The sequence below is a fragment of the Terrabacter aeriphilus genome (assembly GCF_039542985.1).
Classification (GTDB): Bacteria; Actinomycetota; Actinomycetes; order Actinomycetales; family Dermatophilaceae; genus Terrabacter; species Terrabacter aeriphilus.
This window is the reverse complement of record NZ_BAABIW010000014.1, coordinates 362,464-383,266: the sequence shown is the minus strand read 5'-3', so window position 1 is coordinate 383,266 and position 20,803 is coordinate 362,464. Positions and strand designations below refer to the sequence as shown.

General features: G+C 72.9%; 19 protein-coding genes and 1 tRNA gene. 9 read left to right on the top strand and 11 right to left on the bottom strand.

All coding sequences use genetic code 11. The annotated features are described in order from the left end of the window. Positions 1–134: 134 nt before the first annotated feature. Together ABD979_RS11015 and ABD979_RS11010 are read right to left on the bottom strand one after the other, a co-directional pair. Positions 135–1,430: an HD-GYP domain-containing protein gene (locus tag ABD979_RS11015; RefSeq protein ID WP_345507507.1), complete on the bottom strand. Its 1,296-nt coding sequence runs from the start codon at positions 1,428–1,430 to the stop codon at positions 135–137. Then, the gene (locus ABD979_RS11010) at positions 1,427–2,746 is read right to left on the bottom strand and encodes an HD-GYP domain-containing protein (RefSeq protein ID WP_345507506.1); all 1,320 of its coding nucleotides are present in this window, start codon (positions 2,744–2,746) and stop codon (positions 1,427–1,429) included. Before ABD979_RS11010 ends, ABD979_RS11015 begins: the two co-directional genes overlap by 4 nt. A gap of 448 nt (positions 2,747–3,194) precedes the next feature. Between ABD979_RS11010 and ABD979_RS20085 the strand changes: the two genes are divergently transcribed. Beyond that, positions 3,195–3,269, top strand: a complete 75-nt coding sequence (locus tag ABD979_RS20085; RefSeq protein WP_369791897.1) for a 50S ribosomal protein bL37 — start codon at positions 3,195–3,197, stop codon at positions 3,267–3,269. Positions 3,270–3,389: 120 nt separating this feature from the next. On the opposite strand, the gene rsrA is transcribed toward ABD979_RS20085, so the two are convergent. Genes rsrA through ABD979_RS10985 form a run of 4 tightly spaced genes read right to left on the bottom strand, consistent with a single transcriptional unit; the run spans position 3,390 to position 5,996 of the window. After that, on the bottom strand, positions 3,390–3,668 hold the full coding sequence (gene rsrA, locus ABD979_RS11000) for a mycothiol system anti-sigma-R factor (RefSeq protein WP_345507504.1): 279 nt from the start codon (positions 3,666–3,668) through the stop codon (positions 3,390–3,392). Continuing rightward, positions 3,665–4,507 (bottom strand): sigma-70 family RNA polymerase sigma factor, encoded by an 843-nt coding sequence (locus ABD979_RS10995; RefSeq protein WP_425583962.1) that lies wholly within the window; start codon positions 4,505–4,507, stop codon positions 3,665–3,667. Before ABD979_RS10995 ends, rsrA begins: the two co-directional genes overlap by 4 nt. A 17-nt stretch (positions 4,508–4,524) precedes the next feature. Beyond that, positions 4,525–5,166 (bottom strand): alpha/beta hydrolase family protein, encoded by a 642-nt coding sequence (locus ABD979_RS10990; RefSeq protein ID WP_345507502.1) that lies wholly within the window; start codon positions 5,164–5,166, stop codon positions 4,525–4,527. Then, on the bottom strand, positions 5,163–5,996 hold the full coding sequence (locus ABD979_RS10985) for an SOS response-associated peptidase (RefSeq protein ID WP_345507501.1): 834 nt from the start codon (positions 5,994–5,996) through the stop codon (positions 5,163–5,165). Before ABD979_RS10985 ends, ABD979_RS10990 begins: the two co-directional genes overlap by 4 nt. A 172-nt stretch (positions 5,997–6,168) precedes the next feature. On the opposite strand from ABD979_RS10985, the gene ABD979_RS10980 reads away from it, so the two are divergent. The 5 genes from ABD979_RS10980 to ABD979_RS10960 are packed head-to-tail and all read left to right on the top strand — an operon-like array spanning position 6,169 to position 10,505. Further along, on the top strand, positions 6,169–6,699 hold the full coding sequence (locus ABD979_RS10980) for a DoxX family membrane protein (RefSeq protein WP_345507500.1): 531 nt from the start codon (positions 6,169–6,171) through the stop codon (positions 6,697–6,699). Between the two features lie 31 nt (positions 6,700–6,730). Then, positions 6,731–8,068 (top strand): 3-phosphoshikimate 1-carboxyvinyltransferase, encoded by a 1,338-nt coding sequence (aroA, locus tag ABD979_RS10975; protein WP_345507499.1) that lies wholly within the window; start codon positions 6,731–6,733, stop codon positions 8,066–8,068. Next, positions 8,065–9,108 carry a ribosome small subunit-dependent GTPase A gene (gene rsgA, locus ABD979_RS10970; protein WP_345507498.1) on the top strand — a complete coding sequence of 348 codons (1,044 nt, stop codon included), beginning with the start codon at positions 8,065–8,067 and terminating at the stop codon, positions 9,106–9,108. Before aroA ends, rsgA begins: the two co-directional genes overlap by 4 nt. A 35-nt stretch (positions 9,109–9,143) precedes the next feature. Then, positions 9,144–9,932, top strand: a complete 789-nt coding sequence (gene hisN, locus ABD979_RS10965; RefSeq protein WP_345507497.1) for a histidinol-phosphatase — start codon at positions 9,144–9,146, stop codon at positions 9,930–9,932. Then, on the top strand, positions 9,933–10,505 hold the full coding sequence (locus ABD979_RS10960; protein WP_345507496.1) for a GNAT family N-acetyltransferase: 573 nt from the start codon (positions 9,933–9,935) through the stop codon (positions 10,503–10,505). Positions 10,506–10,532: 27 nt separating this feature from the next. Here the strand turns inward: ABD979_RS10960 and ABD979_RS10955 are convergent, their stop codons facing one another. Beyond that, complete coding sequence (locus tag ABD979_RS10955) at positions 10,533–11,921, bottom strand: M16 family metallopeptidase (RefSeq protein ID WP_345507495.1); 1,389 nt, start codon at positions 11,919–11,921, stop codon at positions 10,533–10,535. After that, a complete protein-coding gene (locus ABD979_RS10950) occupies positions 11,918–13,222 on the bottom strand; it encodes a M16 family metallopeptidase (RefSeq protein ID WP_345507494.1) in 1,305 nt (434 codons plus the stop codon). Before ABD979_RS10950 ends, ABD979_RS10955 begins: the two co-directional genes overlap by 4 nt. A 117-nt stretch (positions 13,223–13,339) precedes the next feature. Between ABD979_RS10950 and ABD979_RS10945 the strand changes: the two genes are divergently transcribed. Continuing rightward, on the top strand, positions 13,340–13,756 hold the full coding sequence (locus tag ABD979_RS10945) for a hypothetical protein (RefSeq protein WP_345507493.1): 417 nt from the start codon (positions 13,340–13,342) through the stop codon (positions 13,754–13,756). Positions 13,757–13,837: 81 nt separating this feature from the next. After that, positions 13,838–15,535, top strand: coding sequence for an aminotransferase class V-fold PLP-dependent enzyme (locus ABD979_RS10940; RefSeq protein ID WP_345507492.1), 1,698 nt, complete (start codon positions 13,838–13,840; stop codon positions 15,533–15,535). A 108-nt stretch (positions 15,536–15,643) separates the two neighbouring features. Here ABD979_RS10940 and ABD979_RS10935 read toward each other — a convergent pair. Both ABD979_RS10935 and ABD979_RS10930 read right to left on the bottom strand, forming a co-directional pair. After that, a tRNA-Met gene (locus ABD979_RS10935) sits at positions 15,644–15,720 on the bottom strand. Positions 15,721–15,858: 138 nt separating this feature from the next. Further along, the gene (locus ABD979_RS10930; RefSeq protein WP_345507491.1) at positions 15,859–18,900 is read right to left on the bottom strand and encodes a UPF0182 family membrane protein; all 3,042 of its coding nucleotides are present in this window, start codon (positions 18,898–18,900) and stop codon (positions 15,859–15,861) included. A 230-nt stretch (positions 18,901–19,130) separates the two neighbouring features. Between ABD979_RS10930 and ABD979_RS10925 the strand changes: the two genes are divergently transcribed. Then, on the top strand, positions 19,131–19,670 hold the full coding sequence (locus ABD979_RS10925) for a PPA1309 family protein (protein ID WP_345507490.1): 540 nt from the start codon (positions 19,131–19,133) through the stop codon (positions 19,668–19,670). Between the two features lie 18 nt (positions 19,671–19,688). Here the strand turns inward: ABD979_RS10925 and ABD979_RS10920 are convergent, their stop codons facing one another. Then, on the bottom strand, positions 19,689–20,801 hold the full coding sequence (locus tag ABD979_RS10920) for a YlbL family protein (protein ID WP_345507489.1): 1,113 nt from the start codon (positions 20,799–20,801) through the stop codon (positions 19,689–19,691). Positions 20,802–20,803: the final 2 nt, after the last annotated feature.

The window sequence follows — 20,803 nt, the reverse complement described above, 5'->3', positions numbered from 1 at the left end:
GGGGTCTGGCCTGCGTGCTTCGGTCTCGCGACGGGGGTTGCCCGCGCTCCCACTCTCGCACGGTGGGGGTGCACCACGGCAAGGCCCCGGGGCCCGGTGTGACGGGCCTCTCACGGCCCCGGGCCGGAGCTCCCTCAGGCGCCCGCGCCGGTGCTGCTGGTCGACTTGAGCAGCGCGTCGACGACCCGCGGGTCGTACTCGTAGCCCAGCCCGAGGTAGATCCGCTCGACCGCCGCCTCCCGGGCGCGGGCGCTGCGGGCTCCCGCGGTGAGGTCCTCGTAGGCGTTGGCGACCTTGACGATGCGGCTCGTCAGCGGGATCTCCTCCCCCAGCTCGCGCACCTGTCGGTAGGGCGTCGTCTGGTGCTCGAGGATGTGCGCGACGCCCTCGAAGACGCCGGTCTCGCGGACGATGGCGACGGTGTCGGCCTCGATGCGGCGCTGGTCGGCCGGGGCGGCGAGCACCGTGGCGCCGCCCGGGATCGGCTCGACGAGGGCGACCTGGCCAATGTCGTGCAGCAGCGCGGCGTACTCGAGGTCGAGCAGCTCACGCTCCGACAGGCCCAGCTCGCGGCCGATCCGCACGGCGAGCTCGGCGACCCGCTCGGAGTGCCCCGACGGGGTGTAGCCCGCGGCGTCGGTGAGGCGGGAGAGGGTGCGGATGCTCTGCAGGTAGGTCGCGCGGATGCTGACGTAGCGACGGAACGCGAAGAGCGTCAGCACGAGCGGCATGAGGAAGAGCGGCAGCGCCGCGATCCCGAGGGACGGCGCCGCGAGCGCGACGAGCACGCCGGTGACGGCGACCGCGGTCGACATGGCGAGCGAGGAGCGCAGCTCCTCGACGAGGGTGCGCCGCACGTTGGCCGCGGCCGAGACGGCGCGCAGCAGCGAGGTGAAGACGGCATCGGCGAGCAGGGCCACGACGCAGAGCCCCAGCATGAGCAGCGCCCGCTGCCACGGCACGAGCCCGTCGACGGGCGCGATCCCGCCCGGGGACTGGCCGAGGTGGACGCCGCGGTAGAGCACGGTGAGCACGGCGATCGAGACGAACCGGCCCGTCGTCTCGACGATGCTCACCTCTCGCCCGGCGAGCACCCGGGTGGCGGTCCCGAGGGTCATGGCGATGGCGGTGACGGCGAGCACGAACGCGCCGCCGTAGGCGACGAGCTGCCCGCCGGGCACCTCCGTCGTCAGGGCCAGCGCGAAGGCTGCCGCGGCGGCGATGGGGGCCGAGCCGCGGAAGCCGGAGGCCGAGAGGTGGAACCACTCCCCGAGCACGATGGTGACGGCGAAGGCGGCGACCACCCCGACGCCGACCTGGTCGTCGATGCCCGGCACGTCTCCGGTGGCGATGGTGACGACGACCGACAGGACGAGGCCGAGCAGACCGATCGCGAGGGCGATCGGGTCGCGGCGCACGACGCCGTTCACGAGACCGCCTCCGTGGTCAGGACGGCGGACGGCCAGCCGTGCTTCTCGAGCACCGCCACGGTCGCGAGCACGACGGCGGGGTCGTAGCGCCCGAGATCGGCCTGCAGGGCGCGGGCCACGTCGGCGACGAGCTCCTGGCGGTGGTCGGGCGGGTCGGCCCCGGCGACCACCTCGACGGCTGCGGCGACGGCCACGACCCGGGCCGCGATGGGGATGTCGGCGCCGACGAGGCCGTCGGGGCGCCCGCCGCCGTCGAAGCGCTCGTGCTGGTGGCGGATGCCGGAGCGCGCGTCCTCGAGGAAGTCGATGCCTTCGAGCATGCGGGCGCCGAGCACGCAGTGCCGGTCGATGGTCTGGCGCTCGGCCTCGCTCAGCGCCTCGGGCGCGCGGCGCAGCAGTCGGGTGGGCACCCCGAGGTGCCCGATCTCGTGGAGGGTCGCGGCATACCGCACGGTGCCGATCTGGTGCGGGCCGAGCCCGAGCTCCTCGGCGACCCACTCGGCGAGGCCGGCCGCACGCCGGCTGCGGGCGACGGCGGACGGCTCCTTGGTGCCGAGCGCGGTGACCAGGGTGTCGATGGTGCGCTCGTGCGACCGCAGCTCCTCGCCGTACTGGATGAAGGCCCAGCGAGCAGCGAGGAGCGGCACCATGACGAGCAGGGCGCTGAAGGCACCGAGGTCGACGGGGTACCAGAGCACGACGAAGAGGAAGCCGATGACCCCGTAGCCGATGTAGGCCACCCCCGAGCTCGCGAGCACCCGGCGCGCGAAGACGCCGAAGGGCACGCCCCGGAAGAGCGTGATGGCGCCGGCGAGCAGCACGGCGTTGGTGAGGCACTGGACGACGTCGGCCACGATGAGCGGTAGCCCGACCTCCCGGGTGATCTGCCCGAACCCCTCGACGGCATCGAGGTCCTGTGCCCCGCCGACGAGCACGTAGACGTAGGCCCCGGCCGCGCCGATGATGCCCATCATCGCCATGTTGAAGACCTGCTGGAACCACCGCACCTTGGGGTCGCGCTCGATCAGCTGCGAGGCGACGCCGACGAACCACGTCCCGAAGGGCCCGAGGATCGCACCGGACGCGAGCAGGATGATCGACAGGAACGAGAACCCGATGCGCGAGGTGGTGACGGTGGGCTCGCGCAGGTTGTAGCTGAGGATCCCCATGGCCGCGAGCAGCAGCAGCGGCGCCAGCTGGGGGTGGCGTCCGTGCGTCCACGAGAGCACCCCGAGCGCCACCCCGACGAGGACGACGACGGCGATGTAGTACGGCAGGAGCCGCGAGGGCGACAGCTGCTCGGCGGGACTGGTCACGACCTATTCATGCCCGACAACAGTTCGGTCCTGCAACATGGCAGGACCGAACTGGTGCATGGAAGGGTGCTGAGGAATCAGCCACCCCACGACCAGGTGCTGGCGAAGTACGCGACGGCACGGGTGGCGTAGTCGTTCGTGGCGAGGGCAGACAGCAGAGCAGCAAACATTGGGGGGCTCCTTGATACTCGGTGTTCCGGATGCGTGCGCCATGGAGGGGCGTGTTGCGGCAGCACAGAACGATTGAGGTTTCCCTCAGCGCGTAGCCTGCCTCACCGATTCATCGAGGAACAGCAGATATACCCCCGGGTGGGCATATCTATACCAAGATTTTAACGTCGCGAGCGTATCAGCGCAGCCGATTGGGTGGGAGCGAAGCGATGTGGAAGAATCGGGGCTTCGTGCCCGCACGGGCGCGAAGCAACCGCAGGACCAAGGAGAGCCGACGATGAGCAAGCGCGCCCGCAAGCGCCGCTCCCGCAAGGGCAACGCCGCCAACCACGGCCGCAAGCCCAACGCCTGAGCCGCAGACGTCAAAGGCCCGCACCCGAGAAGCTCGGGGCGGGCCTTCGTCGTGTCCGGGGGCGCGCGCGCCGTCGTCTGACGCCGTGCGACGCCGTATGCCGTCGTCCGACCCGGTCCGTCAGCCGCGGTCGACGCGGATGACGGTCGTCGAGATGCGCGACATGATCGTCAGCCGCAGCGTCTCGGGCGCCTGCTCGCTCCCGCACGAGCGCTTGATGAGCGACTTGAGCGTCGTGTCGAGGTCGTACTCCTTCAGGCACGGGCCGCACTCGTCGAGGTGCGCCTGGATCTTCGCGCAGTCGTCGGGGCCGAGCTCGCCGTCGAGGTACTCGTAGACCCGCAGCAGCGCCTCGGAGCAGTCGGTGCGCGCGTCCGCACCCGTCGTCGGCTCGTTCATGACCGGGCTCCTTCCGTCCGCGCGCCGGTCGCGCTCGCCGTCTTGGCCGTGCTCGCCGTGCTCGTGGCGCCCGCGGCCACGAAGCCGCGGTCGGCGGCATACTCCGAGAGGAGCTCGCGCAGCTGGCGGCGACCGCGGTGCAGCCGGCTCATCACGGTGCCGATCGGCGTGTCCATGATCTCGGCGATCTCCTTGTAGGCGTAGCCCTCGACGTCGGCGAAGTAGACCGCGAGGCGGAACTCCTCCGGGATCTGCTGCAGGGCACGCTTGACGTCGCTGTCGGGCAGGTGGTCGAGCGCCTCGGCCTCGGCCGAGCGCAGGCCCACCGACGTGTGCGACTCGGCGCGCGCGAGCTGGTAGTCCTCGATCTGCGCGGCGTCCGACTCGAGCGGCTGGCGCTGCTTCTTGCGGTAGCTGTTGATGTAGGTGTTGGTGAGGATGCGGTACATCCACGCCTTGAGGTTGGTGCCGGGCCGGTACTGGTGGAACGCCGCGTAGGCCTTCGCGAACGTCTCCTGGACGAGGTCCTCGGCGTCGCTCGGGTTGCGCGTCGTGCGCAGGGCCGCGCTGTAGAGCTGGTCGAGGAGCGGCATCGCCTCCCGCTCGAACCGCGAGCGGCGCTCGTGCTCGGCCTCGGCCGTCACGTCGACCGTCGCGTCGCGCGTGGCGACGTCGTCGGGGTCGGCTGCGGGCGCGGCGGCGAGCACCGCGGCCGTCGGGTCGGTCTTCTTGTCCTTTGCCATCGCCTCCCAGCCTAGACCGGCTGGTTGCGGCGCATGACCCAGCCGTGACGGCGGGGTCGTCGCGCGCTCGGGAGCGGGGAGGGAGCAGGTGGCCATGTGCGGTCCAACGACCCCTAGCCGGGCAGCATTCCCGCGACCTGCGTCACGGCGGCGGTGAGCGCGCTGCGCGACCCCTTCGGGAAGCTGTGGCCACCGGGCACCTCGATGAGGGTGGTGCCGGGCGCGAGGTGCTCCCGCAGCTCGGTCGGGGTGCCGAAGGCGTCCGCGGCGCCCTGGACGACCCACGAGGGGTCGGGGGCGAGGGCGAGCTCGTCGGCACGCAGCTTCTCGGGCCGCGCCGGCAGGTGGAGCGGGAAGCTGAGGAGCAGGCCGGCATCCGCCTCGAGGGGGCCCGCGGTGCGGCACGCGACCCGGGCGCCCGCGCTGCGGCCGCCCACCACGAGCGGTCGCGGCAGCCGCCCGCGGCCCGTCACGAGGGCCTCGACGATGGGCACCCAGGCGGCGTCGAGCGTAGGCGGTCGACCGGCCACGCGGCGTCCGGCCACGAGCCACGGCTGCTCCACGAGGGCGACCGCCCACCCGGCGCCGACGAGCACCTCGCGGGCGATGGCGAGGTCGATCGCACCGAGCCCTCCCCCGGCCCCGTGCCCGAGAACGACGGTGCCGCGGGGGTTGGGCGGGCGGTGCACGTGCACCCGCCCGGGGCCGCCGGGGGTCTCGACCTCCCGCACCGTCTCGCGGTTCGCGCCGCTCACGTGCCGATCACCTCTCCCGTCATCGGGTCGACGACGCCCTCGAGCTCCTCCGCCGGCGCGGGCTCGAGGAGCCCCGGCCCGTTGTTGCGCGTCGCCCCCACACCCCGACCCACCGGGTGGGCCTCGAACCGCCCGGGGCTCGCGAACTCGAGCAGGTGCCGCACGACCTCGGGGTCGGTCTCGGTCGGGTCGAGCCACTCGTCCCACTGGTCGGGCTCGAGCACGAGCGGCTGACGGTCGTGGATCCGGTCCATGCCGGGGTCGGCGGCCGTCGTGACGATCGTGAACGTCGTGAGCCAGGCGTCCGGGTCGTCGTCGGGCAGCTCACGGTCGCGCCAGAACTCGTAGAGCCCGGCGAAGGCGACGGGGGCGCCGTCGGCGCGGTGGATGAAGAACGGCTGCTTGCGCGGCTTGCCCTTGGCGTCGACGGCCGTCGGCGACACCTGCCACTCGTACCAGCCGTCGGCCGGCACGAGGCACCGCCGCGACCGGGCCGCCCGGGCGAAGGCACCCGTGCCGAGCACCGACTCGGCGCGGGCGTTCGTCATGCGCAGGCCCATCTTCACGTCCTTGGACCACGCCGGCACCAGGCCCCACGTGAGCAGCCGCAGCTGGCGCCGGGGCTCGGCGTCGGCATCGCCGCGCGGCGCCCGGGTCAGCACGACGGGTGCCTGCTTCGAGGGCGCCATGTTCCAGTCCGGGGCCCCGACCGGCGGGTCCTGCGGGTTCTTGAGCACGCTGCGGGTCGGCTCGCCGGTGTGGTCCTCGTCCACGTCGAAGGCCTCGATGAGCTCGTCCGGCCGCGCACTCGCGGCATACCTCCCGCACATGCGCCACAGCGTATGCGGCGGGCGGCCCGCCCGACGGCGAGCGGCGGTGACCGGCGGCGAGCGGTGGCGGGCGCCGACGACCGCGCCCGGGGTATGTCGCTACCGTAGGTCTCCACTCGTCCACAGGGGCCCGGCGGACGCACGTCCGCCGCCGGCCAGAGGAGGAACATCCATGATCGTCCGTCGTCTCGCCCGTCCGCTGCTCGCGTCCGTCTTCGTCGCCGCGGGGGTCGACGCGCTGCGCCACCCGGCCGAGCGCACCGACCAGGCCGCCCACCTCCTGCAGAAGGTGCCCGGCCAGGTGCCGGGAGCCGAGGTGGCCGCCAAGGACCCCGACCTCTTCGTGCGCGTCAACGGCGCCGCCCTGCTCGGCGGTGGCCTGCTGCTCGCCACGGGACGGATGCCGCGCCTCGCCTCCACGGTGCTCGCCGCGTCGATCGTGCCGACGACCGCCATCGAGCACGCGTTCTGGGAGGAGGGCGACCCGACGCGCAAGGCCGCGAGCCGCAGCCTCTTCCTCAAGAACGTCGGCCTGCTCGGCGGACTGCTCCTCGCCGCCGTCGACACCGAGGGCAAGCCCGGCCTGGCCTGGCGCGCCCAGCACGCGACGAAGACCACGCGCCGCGAGGCCCGCCACGCCCAGCGCACCGCCAAGCGGGAGGCCCGCCTCCTCGCCCACCGAGCCCAGGACGTCGTGAGCTGAGTTGAGTCCCGCCCATCCATCGCCCCACCCCGTGCCCACCGACGCGGACTGGTCCGCCCCCCTCGCCCCCGGCCCGCTCGACGCGACGGTCGTGCTCCCCGGGAGCAAGTCGCTGACGAACCGCTACCTCGTGCTGGCCGCGTTGGCGAGCGACCGGTCGCGGCTCCGGTCACCGCTGCGCTCGCGCGACACGCTGCTCATGGCGCAGGCGCTGCGGTCGCTCGGCGTCGGGATCGACGACGTCGCCCCGGAGGGCGAGGTGGCGCCCGGGGCCGTCGCGGACTGGGTCGTCACGCCGCCCGAGGAGCCGGCGTCGCTCCGGGGCGACGTGACGGTCGACTGCGGCCTCGCGGGCACCGTCATGCGCTTCCTGCCGGCCGTGGCCGCCCTCGCCGACGGGACCGTGCGTCTCGACGGGGACCCGCAGGCCCGCGTGCGGCCGATGGGTCCGGTCGTCGACGCGCTCCGCACGCTCGGCGTGACGATCGACGACGAGGACGGCCACCTGCCGCTCAGCGTCGCCGGTCGGGGCCGGGTGCGGGGTGGCGCGGTGACGCTGGACGCGTCGGCGTCCTCGCAGTTCATCTCGGCCCTGCTCCTCGCGGGAGCCCGCTACGACGAGGGCGTCACCGTGCACCACGACGGCGAGCCCGTGCCGAGCGAGCCGCACATCCTCATGACCGTCGAGACCCTGCGCGACGCCGGGGCGATCGTCGACGACAGCGAGCCGAACACGTGGCGGGTCGAGCCGTCGGAGATCAACGCGCTCGACGTGTCGGTCGAGCCCGACCTCTCCAACGCCGGGCCGTTCGTGGCCGCTGCGCTCGTCGCCGGAGGCACGGTGCGCGTGCCCGGGTGGCCGCAGCACACGACCCAGGCCGGCGACCTGCTCCGCGAGATCCTCGACACGATGGGGGCGGACGTTCGCCTCGACCGCTCGGGCCTGACCGTCGTCGGCGGCGACGAGCTCGTCGGCATCGACATCGACCTGCACGACGCCGCCGAGCTGACGCCGACCGTCGCGGCGCTCGCGGCGCTCGCGTCCACGCCGACGTGGATCCGCGGGGTCGCCCACATCCGCGGCCACGAGACCGACCGGTTGGCGGCGCTCACCGCCGAGCTGAGCGGCATCGGGTCGGCCGTGACCGAGACCGAGGACGGCCTGAAGATCGCGCCGGCCGCCCTGCACGGCGGACGGTTCCGCAGCTACCACGACCACCGCATGGCGACGGCCGGCGCCATCCTCGGGCTGCGCGTGCCGGGGGTCCTCGTCGAGGACATCGGCACGACGGGCAAGACGCTGCCCGACTTCGTCGGGTTGTGGGCCGGCATGCTCGAGGGTGCGGCACCAGGGGTGCCGGTCCGATGAGCTGGCGCGACCTCGACGAGGGTGACGTCCGGGTCCGCCCGAGCCGCAAGGGATCGAGGCCCCGCACGAAGGAGCGGCCGGCGCACGCCGACGCCGTCGTCGCCATGGTCATCGGCGTCGACCGCGGTCGCTACACCTGCCTCATCCCGAAGGGTTCGCTGGGCCGCAAGGAGCCGGAGCGGGTCGTCACCGCCATGAAGGCGCGCGAGATCGGCCGCACCCGGGTCGTCGTCGGTGACGACGTCGCGCTCGTCGGCGACCTCGCCGGTGGACCGGATGCCCTCGCCCGCATCGTGCGCATCGAGGAACGGCGCTCTGTCCTGCGCCGCACGGCCGACGACACCGACCCCTACGAGCGGATCATCGTCGCCAACGCCGACCAGATCGTCATCGTCACCGCCCTCGCCGACCCGGAGCCGCGCCCGCGCATGGTCGACCGCTGCCTCGTCGCGGCCTACGACGCCGACCTCGAGCCGCTGCTGGCCCTGACGAAGGCCGACCTCGTCGACCCGGCACCGTTCCTCGCCAACTACACCCCGCTCGAGGTCGAGCACGTCGTCACCTCGCACGCCGACGACCACTTCACCGGCCTCGAGCAGCTGCGGGCGCGCCTCTCCGGCAAGGTCTCCGTGCTCGTCGGGCACTCCGGCGTCGGCAAGAGCACGCTCGTCAACGGCCTCGTGCCCGGCGCGCTCCGCGCCACCGGGGTCGTCAACGACACCACGGGACGGGGTCGGCACACGTCGACGAACGCCGTGGCGCTGCGGCTGCGCGGGCCCGACGGCGCCGACGACGGGTGGGTCATCGACACTCCGGGCATCCGCTCGTTCGGTCTCGCCCACATCGACGTCGACCGCATCATCGACCACTTCCCCGACCTCGCGGCCGGCACGGACGGCTGCCCGCGCGGCTGCACGCACGACGAGGAGGAGTGCGCGCTCGACGCGTGGGTGGCCGACGGCAGGGCCGGAGCCGCCGGTCCGTCGCGCCTCGCCTCGCTGCGGCGGCTCCTCTCGAGCCGGGCCGGCGAGGAGCACTGACCACGCGGCGCAGAGCGGTTCGCTAGGTTGACCCGGTGACCTCCTACGACGACGACCTCCGGCTGGCCCACGTCCTCGCGGATGCCGTCGAGCGCGTGACGATGTCGCGGTTCCGGGCCGCCGACCTGGTCGTCGAGAGCAAGCCCGACCTCACCCCGGTCACCGACGCCGACCGGGCCGCAGAGGAGCTCGTGCGCTCGCAGCTGAAGCGCACCCGGCCGCGCGACGCCGTGCAGGGCGAGGAGTTCGACACGACGGGCCACGGCCCGCGGCGCTGGGTCGTCGACCCCATCGACGGCACGAAGAACTTCGTGCGCGGGGTGCCGGTGTGGGCCACCCTGATCGCCCTCGTGGTCGACACGACGCCGGTGCTCGGACTCGTCGCTGCACCGGCCCTGCACCGTCGGTGGTGGGCCTCGAGCGGCTCGGGCGCGTGGACCGGTCGCTCGATCTCGTCGGCCCGGCGGATCTCGGTCTCGCAGGTGGGCCGACTCGGTGACGCGTCGCTGTCGTACTCCTCCTTGGCGGGGTGGCGCACGCGGGGCCGGCGGGACGACTTCCTCGACCTCATGGACGACTGCTGGCGCACCCGCGCCTACGGCGACTTCTGGTCCTACATGCTCGTCGCCGAGGGCGCGGCGGACATCGCCGCCGAGCCGGAGCTCGCCGTCCACGACATGGCCGCGCTCGTGCCGATCGTGCAGGAGGCGGGTGGCCGGTTCACCGGCCTCGACGGGCGCGACGGGTGCTGGAGCGGCAACGCGGTCGCGACGAACGGGCTGCTGCACGACGAGGTGCTCGGGCGCATCGGGACGCGGCCGTAGGTGGGTGCGGCACCGAGGGACGCGGCGCCCGCTCCAGCGAGCGTCAGGACGGCGACCGCCGACGACGTGCCGGCGCTCGCCGACGTCGCCGCGCGCACCTTCGCGCTGGCGTGCCCGCCGTCGATGACCCCGGAGCGCATCGAGGCGTTCGTGGCGGACGTGCTCTCGGCCGAGCGCTTCGCCGACCACGTGACGGACCCCGGCCGCCTCGTGCTCCTCGCGGAGTCCGGCACGGAGCCGCTCGGCTACGCGATGCTCGTCGACGGCGAGCCGTCGGACGACGACGTGCGCCGGGCGATCCGACACCGGCCCACGGTCGAGCTGTCGAAGATCTACGTCGTCCCCGACGCTCACGGGTCGGGCGCCGCGCGGCTGCTCATGGAGAGCTCGCTCGCGTGGGCGCGCTCGCGGGGGGCCGCCGGGGTGTGGCTCGGCGTCAACCAGCAGAACGAGCGGGCCCAGCGCTTCTACGGCAAGAGCGGCTTCGAGCGCGTGGGCGTCAAACGCTTCCTCGTCGGCGGCGCGTACGAGGACGACTTCGTCCTCGAGCGCCCGGTCGCGGCCCACGACTGACGACACGAGCCGTCGGTCGGGCGGGCGTCAGGCGTCGGTCACGACGGTGACGTCGCCGATGCCGAGCGCCTCCACCGCAGCCAGGTGCGCGGCCGCGTCGCCGACCATGACGACCGTCCACCCGGAGCCGGGCCCCGACGCGCCCACTCCCGCGCCGTCGGCGAAGCGGGCGTAGGCCGCCTCGACGCGTGCGCGGTCGACGGTGGCGAGGTCGCGCAGGTTCGTCGTCGTGAAGTCGGTCGTGCGGCCGTCGAGCGCCATGCCGACGGCCTCGTCGGCGATCGTGTCGGCCGTCGCGTAGCGTCCCGGCGCCGTCTTGGAGATGAAGTCGACACCCGAACGGATCTCCTTGTCGGAGAAACCTTCGCGGCCGCTCTCGAGGATCTCGAGGAGCAGGCGCAGCGACTCCGCCGTGGAGTCCGCACGCACGGAGCCCGACGTGAGGAAGACGCCACCGCGCCGCCGGGGGCGGAAGCTCGAGCGGATGCCGTAGGTGTAGCCCTTCTCCTCGCGCAGCACCGCGTCGACCCGGGCGTTCGGCGAGCCGCCGAGCACGAAGCCGAGCACGGGGTAGGGAGCCCACCCGCCCTCGACGGAGCGGTCGGGCCCGGGCGCGCCCACGACGAGCTCGGTCTGCACCGAGCCCGGCCGGGAGACGAGGACGATGCGGCCGCGGTCCGGCGCGAGCGCGGCCGCGTGGGTGAGGAAGCGGTCGCGGTGGCTCGGGCCGGACGCCCACTCCCCCAGCGCGCCCTCGACGAGGGCGCGCACGTCGAGGCCCTCGAGGTCGCCGGCGACGACCATGGTGGTACCGGCGGCGACGACGTGCCGGGCGTGGAAGGCGGCGACGTCGTCGCGGCTGATCGCCGAGACCGTCTCGCGCGTGCCCGCGGTCGGGCGTGACGACCGGTCGCCGGGGGCGTAGAAGGTGCGCACGAACTCGAGGCCGGCGCGGTGCGAGGCGACCGAGCGCTCCTGCTCGATCTCCGCGATCCGGGTGCGCACCTGGCGGGCCACCTCGGGCTGCGGGAAGGCCGGCTCGGTGAGGATCTGGCGCAGCAGGTCGAGCGCCGGCTCGACGTTGCCCTTGACGACGTCGAGGTCGATCGAGAGGCCGGCGTCGGCCATCCCGGCACCGAAGCTCACGCCCTTGCGCTCGAGCAGGCGGGCGAACTCCTCGGCCGTGTGGCGCTCCGTGCCCTCGTCGAGGGTGCGCGCCATGATCGAGGCGACGCCCTCGCGCTCGCGCGGCTCGTCGCGCAGCGACACCGGCAGGCCGAGCCGCACCGAGAGGACGTACTGCCCCGGCACGTCGTAGGTGACGAGGCGCAGCCCGTTCGGCAGGTCGTGCGTCGTCGACGGCGGGAAGGCCCACGGCTCGGGCGGAGCCACGACGGGGCGGGCGACGGCGGTCATGCGACCTCCTCCGGATCGGTCTGGTCGCTGGTGTCGGCGGCGAGGTAGCGCACGACGGCACGCGAGGCCGGGTCGAGCCACCGGGCCGCGGCGGCGCGCGCCTGCTCGGCCGTGACGGCCCTGATGCGCTCGACGAAGGTGTTGACGTAGGCCGGGTCGCCGGTGAGCATCGCGTGGTGGCTGATGTGGTCGGCGCGCTCCTCGATGCTCGCCAGGGCGCTGAGCCACGACCGCTCGGTGTCGGCGATGACCGACTCGAGCTCGGCGGCGTCGGGGCCCCCCGCCGCGAAGCGCTCGATCTCGTCGCACACCGCCGCCTCGACGGCGTCGACGTCGGCTCCGGCCGAGACGTCCACGGTGATGGTGCCGAGGCCGACCCCGTCCACGAGCCCCATCGTCCAGCCCCCGACGGCGACCGCGGTCTCGTCGGTGCGCACGAGCCGACGCATGAGCCGCGAGCTCGCGAGGCCGCCGAGCACGTCGACGGCGACCTGGCACGCGAGGTAGTCGGGCGTCGTGTCGACCGGCAGGCGGAAGGCGATGTAGAGACGGTCGTTGGGCACCTCGCCGACGCGGTCCACGCGCACCGGGCCGTCGAGCGGCGGCAGCTGGTCGTGGCGCGGCCGGGCCTCGAGCTCGATTGCGGGCAACCGGCCGAAGTAGCGCTCGGCGGCCGCGAAGCCCTCCTCCGGCGTCACGTCGCCGACGAGCGTGAGCACCGTGTTGTTGGGCCCGTAGTGCGCGCGGTAGAAGGCGTGCACGTCCTCGAGCGTGGCGGCGTCGAGATCCTCCATCGAGCCGATGGTCGGGTGGTGGTACGGGTGGTCCTCGGGGAAGACCGTCGCGTAGATGTCGATGAGCGCCGAGCCGTAGGGCACGTTGTCGTAGCGTTGGCGCTTCTCTTCCTTCACGACGTCGCGCTGGTTGTCGAGGTTCTCCTGCGTGACCGCGTCGAGCAGGTCGCCGTGGCGGTCCGCCTCGAGCCAGAGCGCCAGCTCGAGCGCGCCCGTCGGCACCGTCTCGAAGTAGTTCGTCCGGTCGAACCAGGTCGTCGCGTTGAGGCGCGCGCCCTCGTCCATCAGCGCCGAGAAGTGCTCCCCCGACGCGACGTTGCGACTGCCCTGGAACATCAGGTGCTCGAAGAGGTGCGCGAAGCCGGTGCGACCCGGCGTCTCGTGGCGCGACCCCACGCCGACCCACAGGTTCACGGCGACGTTGGGCACCGTGTGGTCCTCGCTGACGATGACGCGCAGGCCGTTGGCCAGCGTGCGCTGCGCGAGCGGGTAGGAGATCGCTGTCACGGGCTCGACCCTATGCGACCGGGGGCGCCCGTGAGCACGGACGGGGGTGCGTGCCGGTCGCGGCCTCGGCGAGAATGCGGGTCCACCCCGTCCACCGGACCCCGAGGAGCCGCACCGATGAGCACACCCGCACCGGGTCCCGACCAGCCACCCGGGCCGCCCGAGCCGCACGGGACCCCGGAGCCCCCCGAGGCGCCCGAGACGTTCGCCCGCCGGGTCGGGTCGGGGGCGCGCCGGTACGGCGTCCTCGTCCTCGCCGTGCTCGCGTTCCTCGTGGTGCGCGCGCTCACCGACGACGACGGCACCCGCGACGTCCGCGTCGGCCAGTGCGTCGCAGGCGGCGACGGTGGCGACGTCCGGGTCGTCGACTGCTCGGACGGCTCGTCGGCGGGCCGGGTCGTGCTCGTCGAGCGCGACGTCTTCACGGACGAGACGAGGGTGCGCGCCCTCTGCGCCGCGCACGGCTCCGACCGGGCCTTCACCTCGGCCCTCGCCGCCGGCGACCGCGGGACGGTGCTCTGCGTGCGCCCGTGAGCCCACTCGTCGCCCTTCTCGCCGGGATAACATCAGGTTATTGAACTGCGATTTAGCATCATCTTGCGCTATGTTCTGCGCATGAGCGCACCCTCGAGCGACCTGCTGGCGACGATCCGTGCGAGCGTCATCGGCGACGACCAGGTGATGCACGGGCCCTACGGGCCGCGCCGGGTCACGTATGCCGACTACACGGCATCCGGCCGCGGGCTCGGCTTCATCGAGGACTTCATCCGCGACGAGGTGCTCCCCCGCTACGCCAACACGCACACCGAGAGCTCGGGCACGGGCCTGCAGACGACGCGCCTGCGCGAGGACGCGCGGCGCACCATCCGCGACGCCGTCGGCGGTGACGACGAGACCGTCGTCGTTTTCGCCGGCTCGGGCTGCACCGGCGCCATCGACAAGCTCGTCGGCATCCTGGGCCTGCGCGTCCCGTCCACCTTCGAGGACCGCTGGCACGCCTCGCGGCTCGTCCCGCGCGACGAGCGGCCGGTCGTCTTCATCGGGCCCTACGAGCACCACTCCAACGAGGTGATGTGGCGCGAGTGCGTGGCCGACGTCGTCGTCATCCCCCAGGACCTCGACGGCCACGTCGACCTCGACGTGCTGCGCCGGCGCCTGGCCGAGCACGCGCACCGCCCGCTGCTCATCGGCTCCTTCTCGGCGGCCAGCAACGTCACCGGGATCGTCACCGACACCGACGCCATCTCCTCGCTCCTGCACGAGTTCGGCGCCCTCGCCTTCTGGGACTTCGCGGCGGCCGGTCCCTACGTCGAGATCGAGATGTACGGCCGCGGCGGGCGGGGGGTCGCCGAGCCGACCGCCTACAAGGACGCCGTGTTCCTCAGCCCCCACAAGTTCATCGGCGGCCCCAGCACCCCGGGCGTGCTCGTCGTCCGCCGCGAGCTGATGACCAACCGGGTGCCCGACGTGCCGGGCGGCGGCACCGTCGCCTACGTCAACCCGGCCGGGCACGACTACCTCACCGACCCGGCGCACCGGGAGGAGGGCGGCACCCCGGCGATCATCGAGTCGATCCGGGCCGGCCTCGTCTTCAAGCTCAAGGAGGCCGTCGGGACCCCGACGATCCGCGCCCACGAGGACCGCTTCCTGCGCCGCGCCGTCGAGGCCTGGAGCGAGGAGCCGGCCATCGAGATCCTCGGCAACCTCGATGCCGAGCGGCTGTCGATCGTCTCGTTCGTCGTGCGCTCCGACGGTGGGCGCCACCTGCACCACAACTTCGTCGTCGCCGTCCTCAACGACCTCTTCGGCATCCAGGCGCGCGGCGGTTGCTCCTGCGCCGGCCCCTACGGCCACCACCTGCTCGGCATCGACCTCGAGCGGTCGCACGAGTTCGAGCGCGAGATCGGCCGCGGCTGCGAGGGCATCAAGCCCGGCTGGGTGCGCGTCAACTTCAACTACTTCATCTCCGACGTCGTCGCCGACTACGTCATCGAGGCCGTGCGCCTCGTGGCGCGTGAGGGGTGGCGCCTCCTCGGCGACTACACCTTCGAGCCGGCGAGCGGCCTGTGGCGACACCGCAACGGGCCCGTGGAGCCACCGCTGCGCCTCGACGACGTCTCGTTCTCCGGCGGCCGGCTGACCCATCCCGCGCGCACCGAGGTGGCCGGCGAGGAGGTCCTGGCGGAGCACCTCGCCGAGGGCCGGGCGGTCCTCGCGGCCGCGACGCGCGAGCGCTGCGACGCGGCGCACGTCAACGCCGACTTCGACCACCTGCGCTGGTTCGAGCTGCCCGCCGCGAGCCTGTCGCGCTGAGCCCGAGCCTCCCGACCGGTCCCGACCGGCTCGGCGGGAGCAGGCAGAAAACACCGATGGCCCCACATCTCTGTGAGGCCATCGGTGTCGATGTCTGCCGACATCATCTGGTAGCGGGGGCAGGATTTGAACCTGCGACCTCCGGGTTATGAGCCCGGCGAGCTACCGAGCTGCTCCACCCCGCGTCGGCAAGAGCAACGTTACGCGAAAGGGCGCAGAGGTCCAAATCGGGGTGCTCCGGCACGCCTGGCCTCGGCGCGAACGACGAGCGGCAGCACGCGAATCGCGTGCTGCCGCAAGTCATTTCGACTCGATCCCCTCAGTCAGTTGCCTGACCCGACCGAGCGCGGCGACGCCTCCACGGCCCGCTCGAGCGCCGCCTTGAGGCGCGTCTGCGCCTGTCCGTAGGCGGTGAAGTCGCCCCGCTTCAGGGCGGCCTCCCCCTCGGTGTAGGCCGCTTGCGCGTCCTTGAGCGCCTGGGTGAGCGCGGCCGAGTTCGGCGTGCCGGTCGCGCCGGACGTGGGCGTCTGCGACGGCGTCGGGGTGCCGCCCGTGCCGCCCGTGCCGCCCGTGGTCGGCGTCGAGCCCGGCGTGGGCGTCGTGGGGGCCGACGCGCCGTTGTCGCCTGCCTGGGCGCCCGACGAGCCGCCGAAGAGGTCGTTGAGCGCGGCGTCGAGCGAGCCCGCCCAGGCGATCTTGTCGCCGAAGGCGACGGCGACCGCCGACAGGCGGGGGTAGGTGCCCGAGCCGGTCGACCTCGCCTGGACGTAGATCGGCTGCACGTAGAGCAGCCCACCGCCGACGGGCAGGGTCAGCTGGTTGCCGAAGATGACGTTGGCGCCGGTCGACGACGTCGTCGAGATGAACTGCGCGAGGGTCAGCTGACGGCCGAGCGAGGCGTCGTTCGACGTCACCGCCGAGGTGCGCATGTCGTTGTAGACCTGACCCGGGCCGTTGACCGAGCCACCCGTCGTCTCGAGAAGCCGCATCGTCCCGTAGGTCGACGACCGTTTGCCGTCCGCGGTGCCGGCGTCGCCGTCGACGGCGAGGAAGCCCGAGAGCACGTTGCGGTCACCCGTCGGCATGAACGTCGACGTCAGCGAGAACGCCGGCGCGGGCTGGCCCGGCATGGCGAGCGACAGGTAGTAGGGCGGTTGCAGCAGGTCGGCGCCCTGCTGGGTCGGGTCGTCCGGGATGCGCCAGAAGTTCTGGCCGCCGTAGAACGAGGCGGCGTCGGTGTCGTGGTACTTCACGAGCAGGTTGCGCTGCACCTTGAAGAGGTCCTCCGGGTAGCGCAGGTGCTCCATGAGCGAGCCCTTGATGTCGGTGAGCGGCTTGACCGTGCCGGGGAAGATCGACATCCAGGCCTTGAGCACCGGGTCGGTCTCGTCCCACTGGTAGAGCGTCACCGTGCCGTCGTAGGCGTCGACGGTCGCCTTGACCGAGTTGCGCACGTAGTTGACCTGCCCGCCCTGCACGGCGCGCACCGAGGTGCGCGTGCTCGTCACGGCGTCCTCGGTCGCGGTGTCGAGCGTCGTCATCTCCGAGTACGGGTAGTTCGCCGACGTCGTGTAGCCGTCGAGCACCCAGATCACGCGGCCGTCGACGACGGCGGGGTAGGCGTTGCCGTCGAGGGTCAGCCACGGGGCGACGCGCTGGACGCGGTCCCGCGGCGTGCGGTGGTCGAGGATGCGTGAGTCGTTGGTCACCGCGTCGGAGAGGAGGAAGTTGATCTCGCGGTACTTGACGGCATACGCGAGGCGACGGACGGCGTCGAGGGCGACACCGCCGGTGCCGGCGTAGCTGTAGGTGATCTGCCCGGTGCCCTGCGGGTCCGGGTAGTCGAACTCACGCTTGCCCCCGCCGACGACGGAGTACTCCGGCGAGCTCTCGCCGAAGTAGATGCGCGGCTCGTACTTGCCGAGCGCGCCCTCGCTGCCGATCTGCGACTCGAAGAACGTCGGGCGGCCGTCGTCCTCGCGGGTGTTGCCCTTCGCCGCGACGACGCCGTAGCCGTGGGTGTAGACGGTGTGGTCGTTGAGCCAGTTGCGCTGGCCGTCGGGCACGCCCGTGAGGTCGAGCTCGCGGGCGGCGATGACGGTGTCCTGCGACTTGCCGTCGATCTTGTAGCGGTCGACGTCGAGCACGTCGGCGAACTGGTAGTAGCCCTTGCTCGCCTCGAGCTGCTTGAACGTCGGGCTGACGATGTTGGGGTCGATGAGCCGGATGCCGGGCACGGTCGCCGCGTCGCCGCGCAGCTGCCCGGGAGCCGCCACGGTCTTCGAGTCGTAGGGCTTGACGTCGATCTTGTCGAAGCCGTAGGCCGCGCGCGTCGCGTCGATGTTGCGCTGGATGTAGGGGATCTCGAGCGACTTCTCCGACGGGCGCACCTTGAGCGACTGGATGAGCGCCGGGTAGATGCCGCCGACCGCCACGACGATGACGGCGAGCACCGCGACGCCGACGAGCGGCAGCCGCCAGGTGCGGGTCCAGATGACGGTGAGGAACATCAGCGCGCACATGACGGCCGCGATCGCGAGGATGCCCTTGGTGGGGATGTCCGCGTGCGCCTGGGTGTACTGGATGCCGGTCATGCGCGTCGACTGGGCCGTGGCGAGGTTGTAGCGGTCGACCCAGAAGGCCACGGCGCGCACGAGCACGAGCCCGGCGGCGATGACCGAGAGGTGCACGCGCGCGGCCTGCGTCGAGCGCATCTTCTGACCGGCGACGATGCCGCCGTAGAGGTAGTGCGTGAAGGCTGCCGTGATGAAACCGATGACGAGGATCATCGTGAGGAACGCGACGACGAAGTTGATCCACGGCAGGTCGAAGACGAAGAAGCCGATGTCGAGGCCGAACTCGGGGTCGGTCGTGCCGAACGGGCTGCCGTTGCGCCACAGCAGGAAGGTGTCCCACTGCGTGGCGGCCGAGAGCCCGGCGAAGAGGCCCACGGCGAGCGGTGCCGCGATGGTCGCGGTGCGGCGCATCGGCTCGACGAGCTGGCGGTAGTGCTCCATGGCCTGCGTGTCGGGCGACGGCGCGTAGATCGGCCGGCTGCGGAAGGCGAGGTGGATGCTCGACCACACCATGGCCGCGGTGAGCAGCCCCCCGACGAGGCCGAGGAGCACCTTGGTGATGACCTGGGTGCTGAAGACGCCCGAGAAGCTGACCGACTGGTACCACAGCACCTCGGTCCAGAACTGCGCGGCGATGGCGATGACGACGAGGAGCGCCGCCGCCACCACGAGCGCCGTGACGAGCGGGCGTCGCGTGGGTGGGAGCGCCACGGTGTCCGGTCGCCGGGGCCTGCCCGAGTCGTCGTCGTTGAAGTTGCCCGGAGGGGGGCCGAAGTTGCTGTCGCTCACGTGGAGTGCCTTGGGTGCTGGGGCGGTCAGGGGCTCAGATGGACTCGGGTGCTCGCGGGCCGGCTCGGGCGCTCGGGAGCGCCTGCAACGGACCCGGGGCGACCGCCGGTGGCCGCCTGCGGCAACCATAACCCGCGCTCGCGCCGCAACCCCCGGGGCGATACCGCAACGTGACCCCCCGGCCGTCACATCCGGACCGGTGGCGAGCCGCGACGCCCGGATGCGGCAGCATGGGGGCCGTGAACGCGCAGCCCGTCATCGACCCCCTCGCCATCGCCGCCCTCGACACGGAGCGCCACGTCGCGGCCGCGGGCTGGGACCAGCCGGCCCGCCTCTTCGCGCTCGTGCGCACGGCCGACCTGCTCGAGCGCGAGCCGCAGCTGCGCGCGCAGATGGGCCCCTCGGACCTCGCGGAGGGGGCCCTGACGGCCATCGAGCAGGAGGGCCTGCAGGCGACGAGCTCGCTCGAGACCCTGCTCGGGCGGATCGCCTGGCCGGCGGAGGTCGACGGGTGCGCCTTCGCGATCGAGCGGATGGTCGTGCCGCCGGAGGCCGAGCGTGAGCTGCCCTCCCGCGGCGAGGAGGCGGTCGACCTGCTCGCTGCCCACCCCGACCGCAAGGACGTGCGGCTCGTCGTCGCGGTGCTGCGCGACGGTCGGTCGATCTGCCTGCTGCGCCAGCGCGAGCACGACTCCGACGACGCGGTGGCCACGGGCAAGGACATCGCCCCCGGTCTCGTCGAGGCGCTCCGCGCCACGCTCACCGACTGAGACGACCCGCTCGGCGGGTCAGCAGCGGGGCAGCGTGCCGGCGCGGCCGGCGGCGATGCCCTCGGCGGCGGTGCGGGCCTCGTCGAACGTGCCGACCTTGAGCACGGTGAGCCCGTCGGGCTCGTGGCCGACGACCTCGCCGCAGTTCGCGGCGGGGGCGAGGAAGAAGGTGGCGCCGTCGGCGCGCGCCCCGGCGAGCTTCTGCCGGATGCCGCCGATGGGCCCGACCGTGCCGGCGTCGTCGATGGTGCCGGTGCCGGCCACCTCGTGGTCGCCGACGAGCGCCCCGGGCGTCAGCTTGTCGTAGATGCCGAGGGAGAACATCAGGCCGGCCGACGGCCCCCCGATCGAGCCCGCGTCGATGGTGACCTTGGCCGGGAAGTCGTGGTCGAGGCCGAGGATCACCCCGAGCGCCGTGCGCCCCTCCGGACCGGTCACCGTCGGCACCTCGAGCGAGACGTCCGTGCCGGCCCGCGAGACGACGATGGTGACCGACTCGCCGGGCCTGGCCTTCTGCAGGGCGTCACGGACCGTCTGGGCGGACGTGATGGGCACGTCGCCGATGCGCTCGAACCGGTCGCCGGGCTTCAGCAGGCCCTTGGCCCGCGAGGTGTCGGCGAGGCCGGCCACCGCGATGTGGGTCGGCACGTCCTGACCGATGGCGCGCAGGGCGACGGCCGTGGCCTCCTCCTGCGAGCCCTCCATCTGGATGGCGTTCTCCTCGGCCACCTGCTCCTGGGTGACCGCGGGGTCGAAGACGTCGTCGACGGGCAGGACCTCGCGGGCCGGGTCGATCCACGCCTGCAGCACGTCCCAGGCGTCGACCGGGTAGCCCGGGCCACCCTCGACCCGCACGGTCGTGAAGCGCAGCGCGCCCTCGGTGGGGTAGGTCGGCAGACCCGAGATCGAGATGACCGGCGTCTTCTTGCCGTCGGGCGAGGTGCCGAGGGTGTTCTGCGTCGGGCCGGGGCTCATGACGGCATACGGCAGGTGCACGAGCGAGCCGGCCACCATGATCGCGAGGAAGAGGAAGAAGGCGGCGAGGACCGCCTTGTTGCCGCGCGTCAGGCGGGCCGACCGGGCCTGCGGCGCGCCGACGGCGGTGCCGGTCTCGGGTGACTGCTCGGGCACCC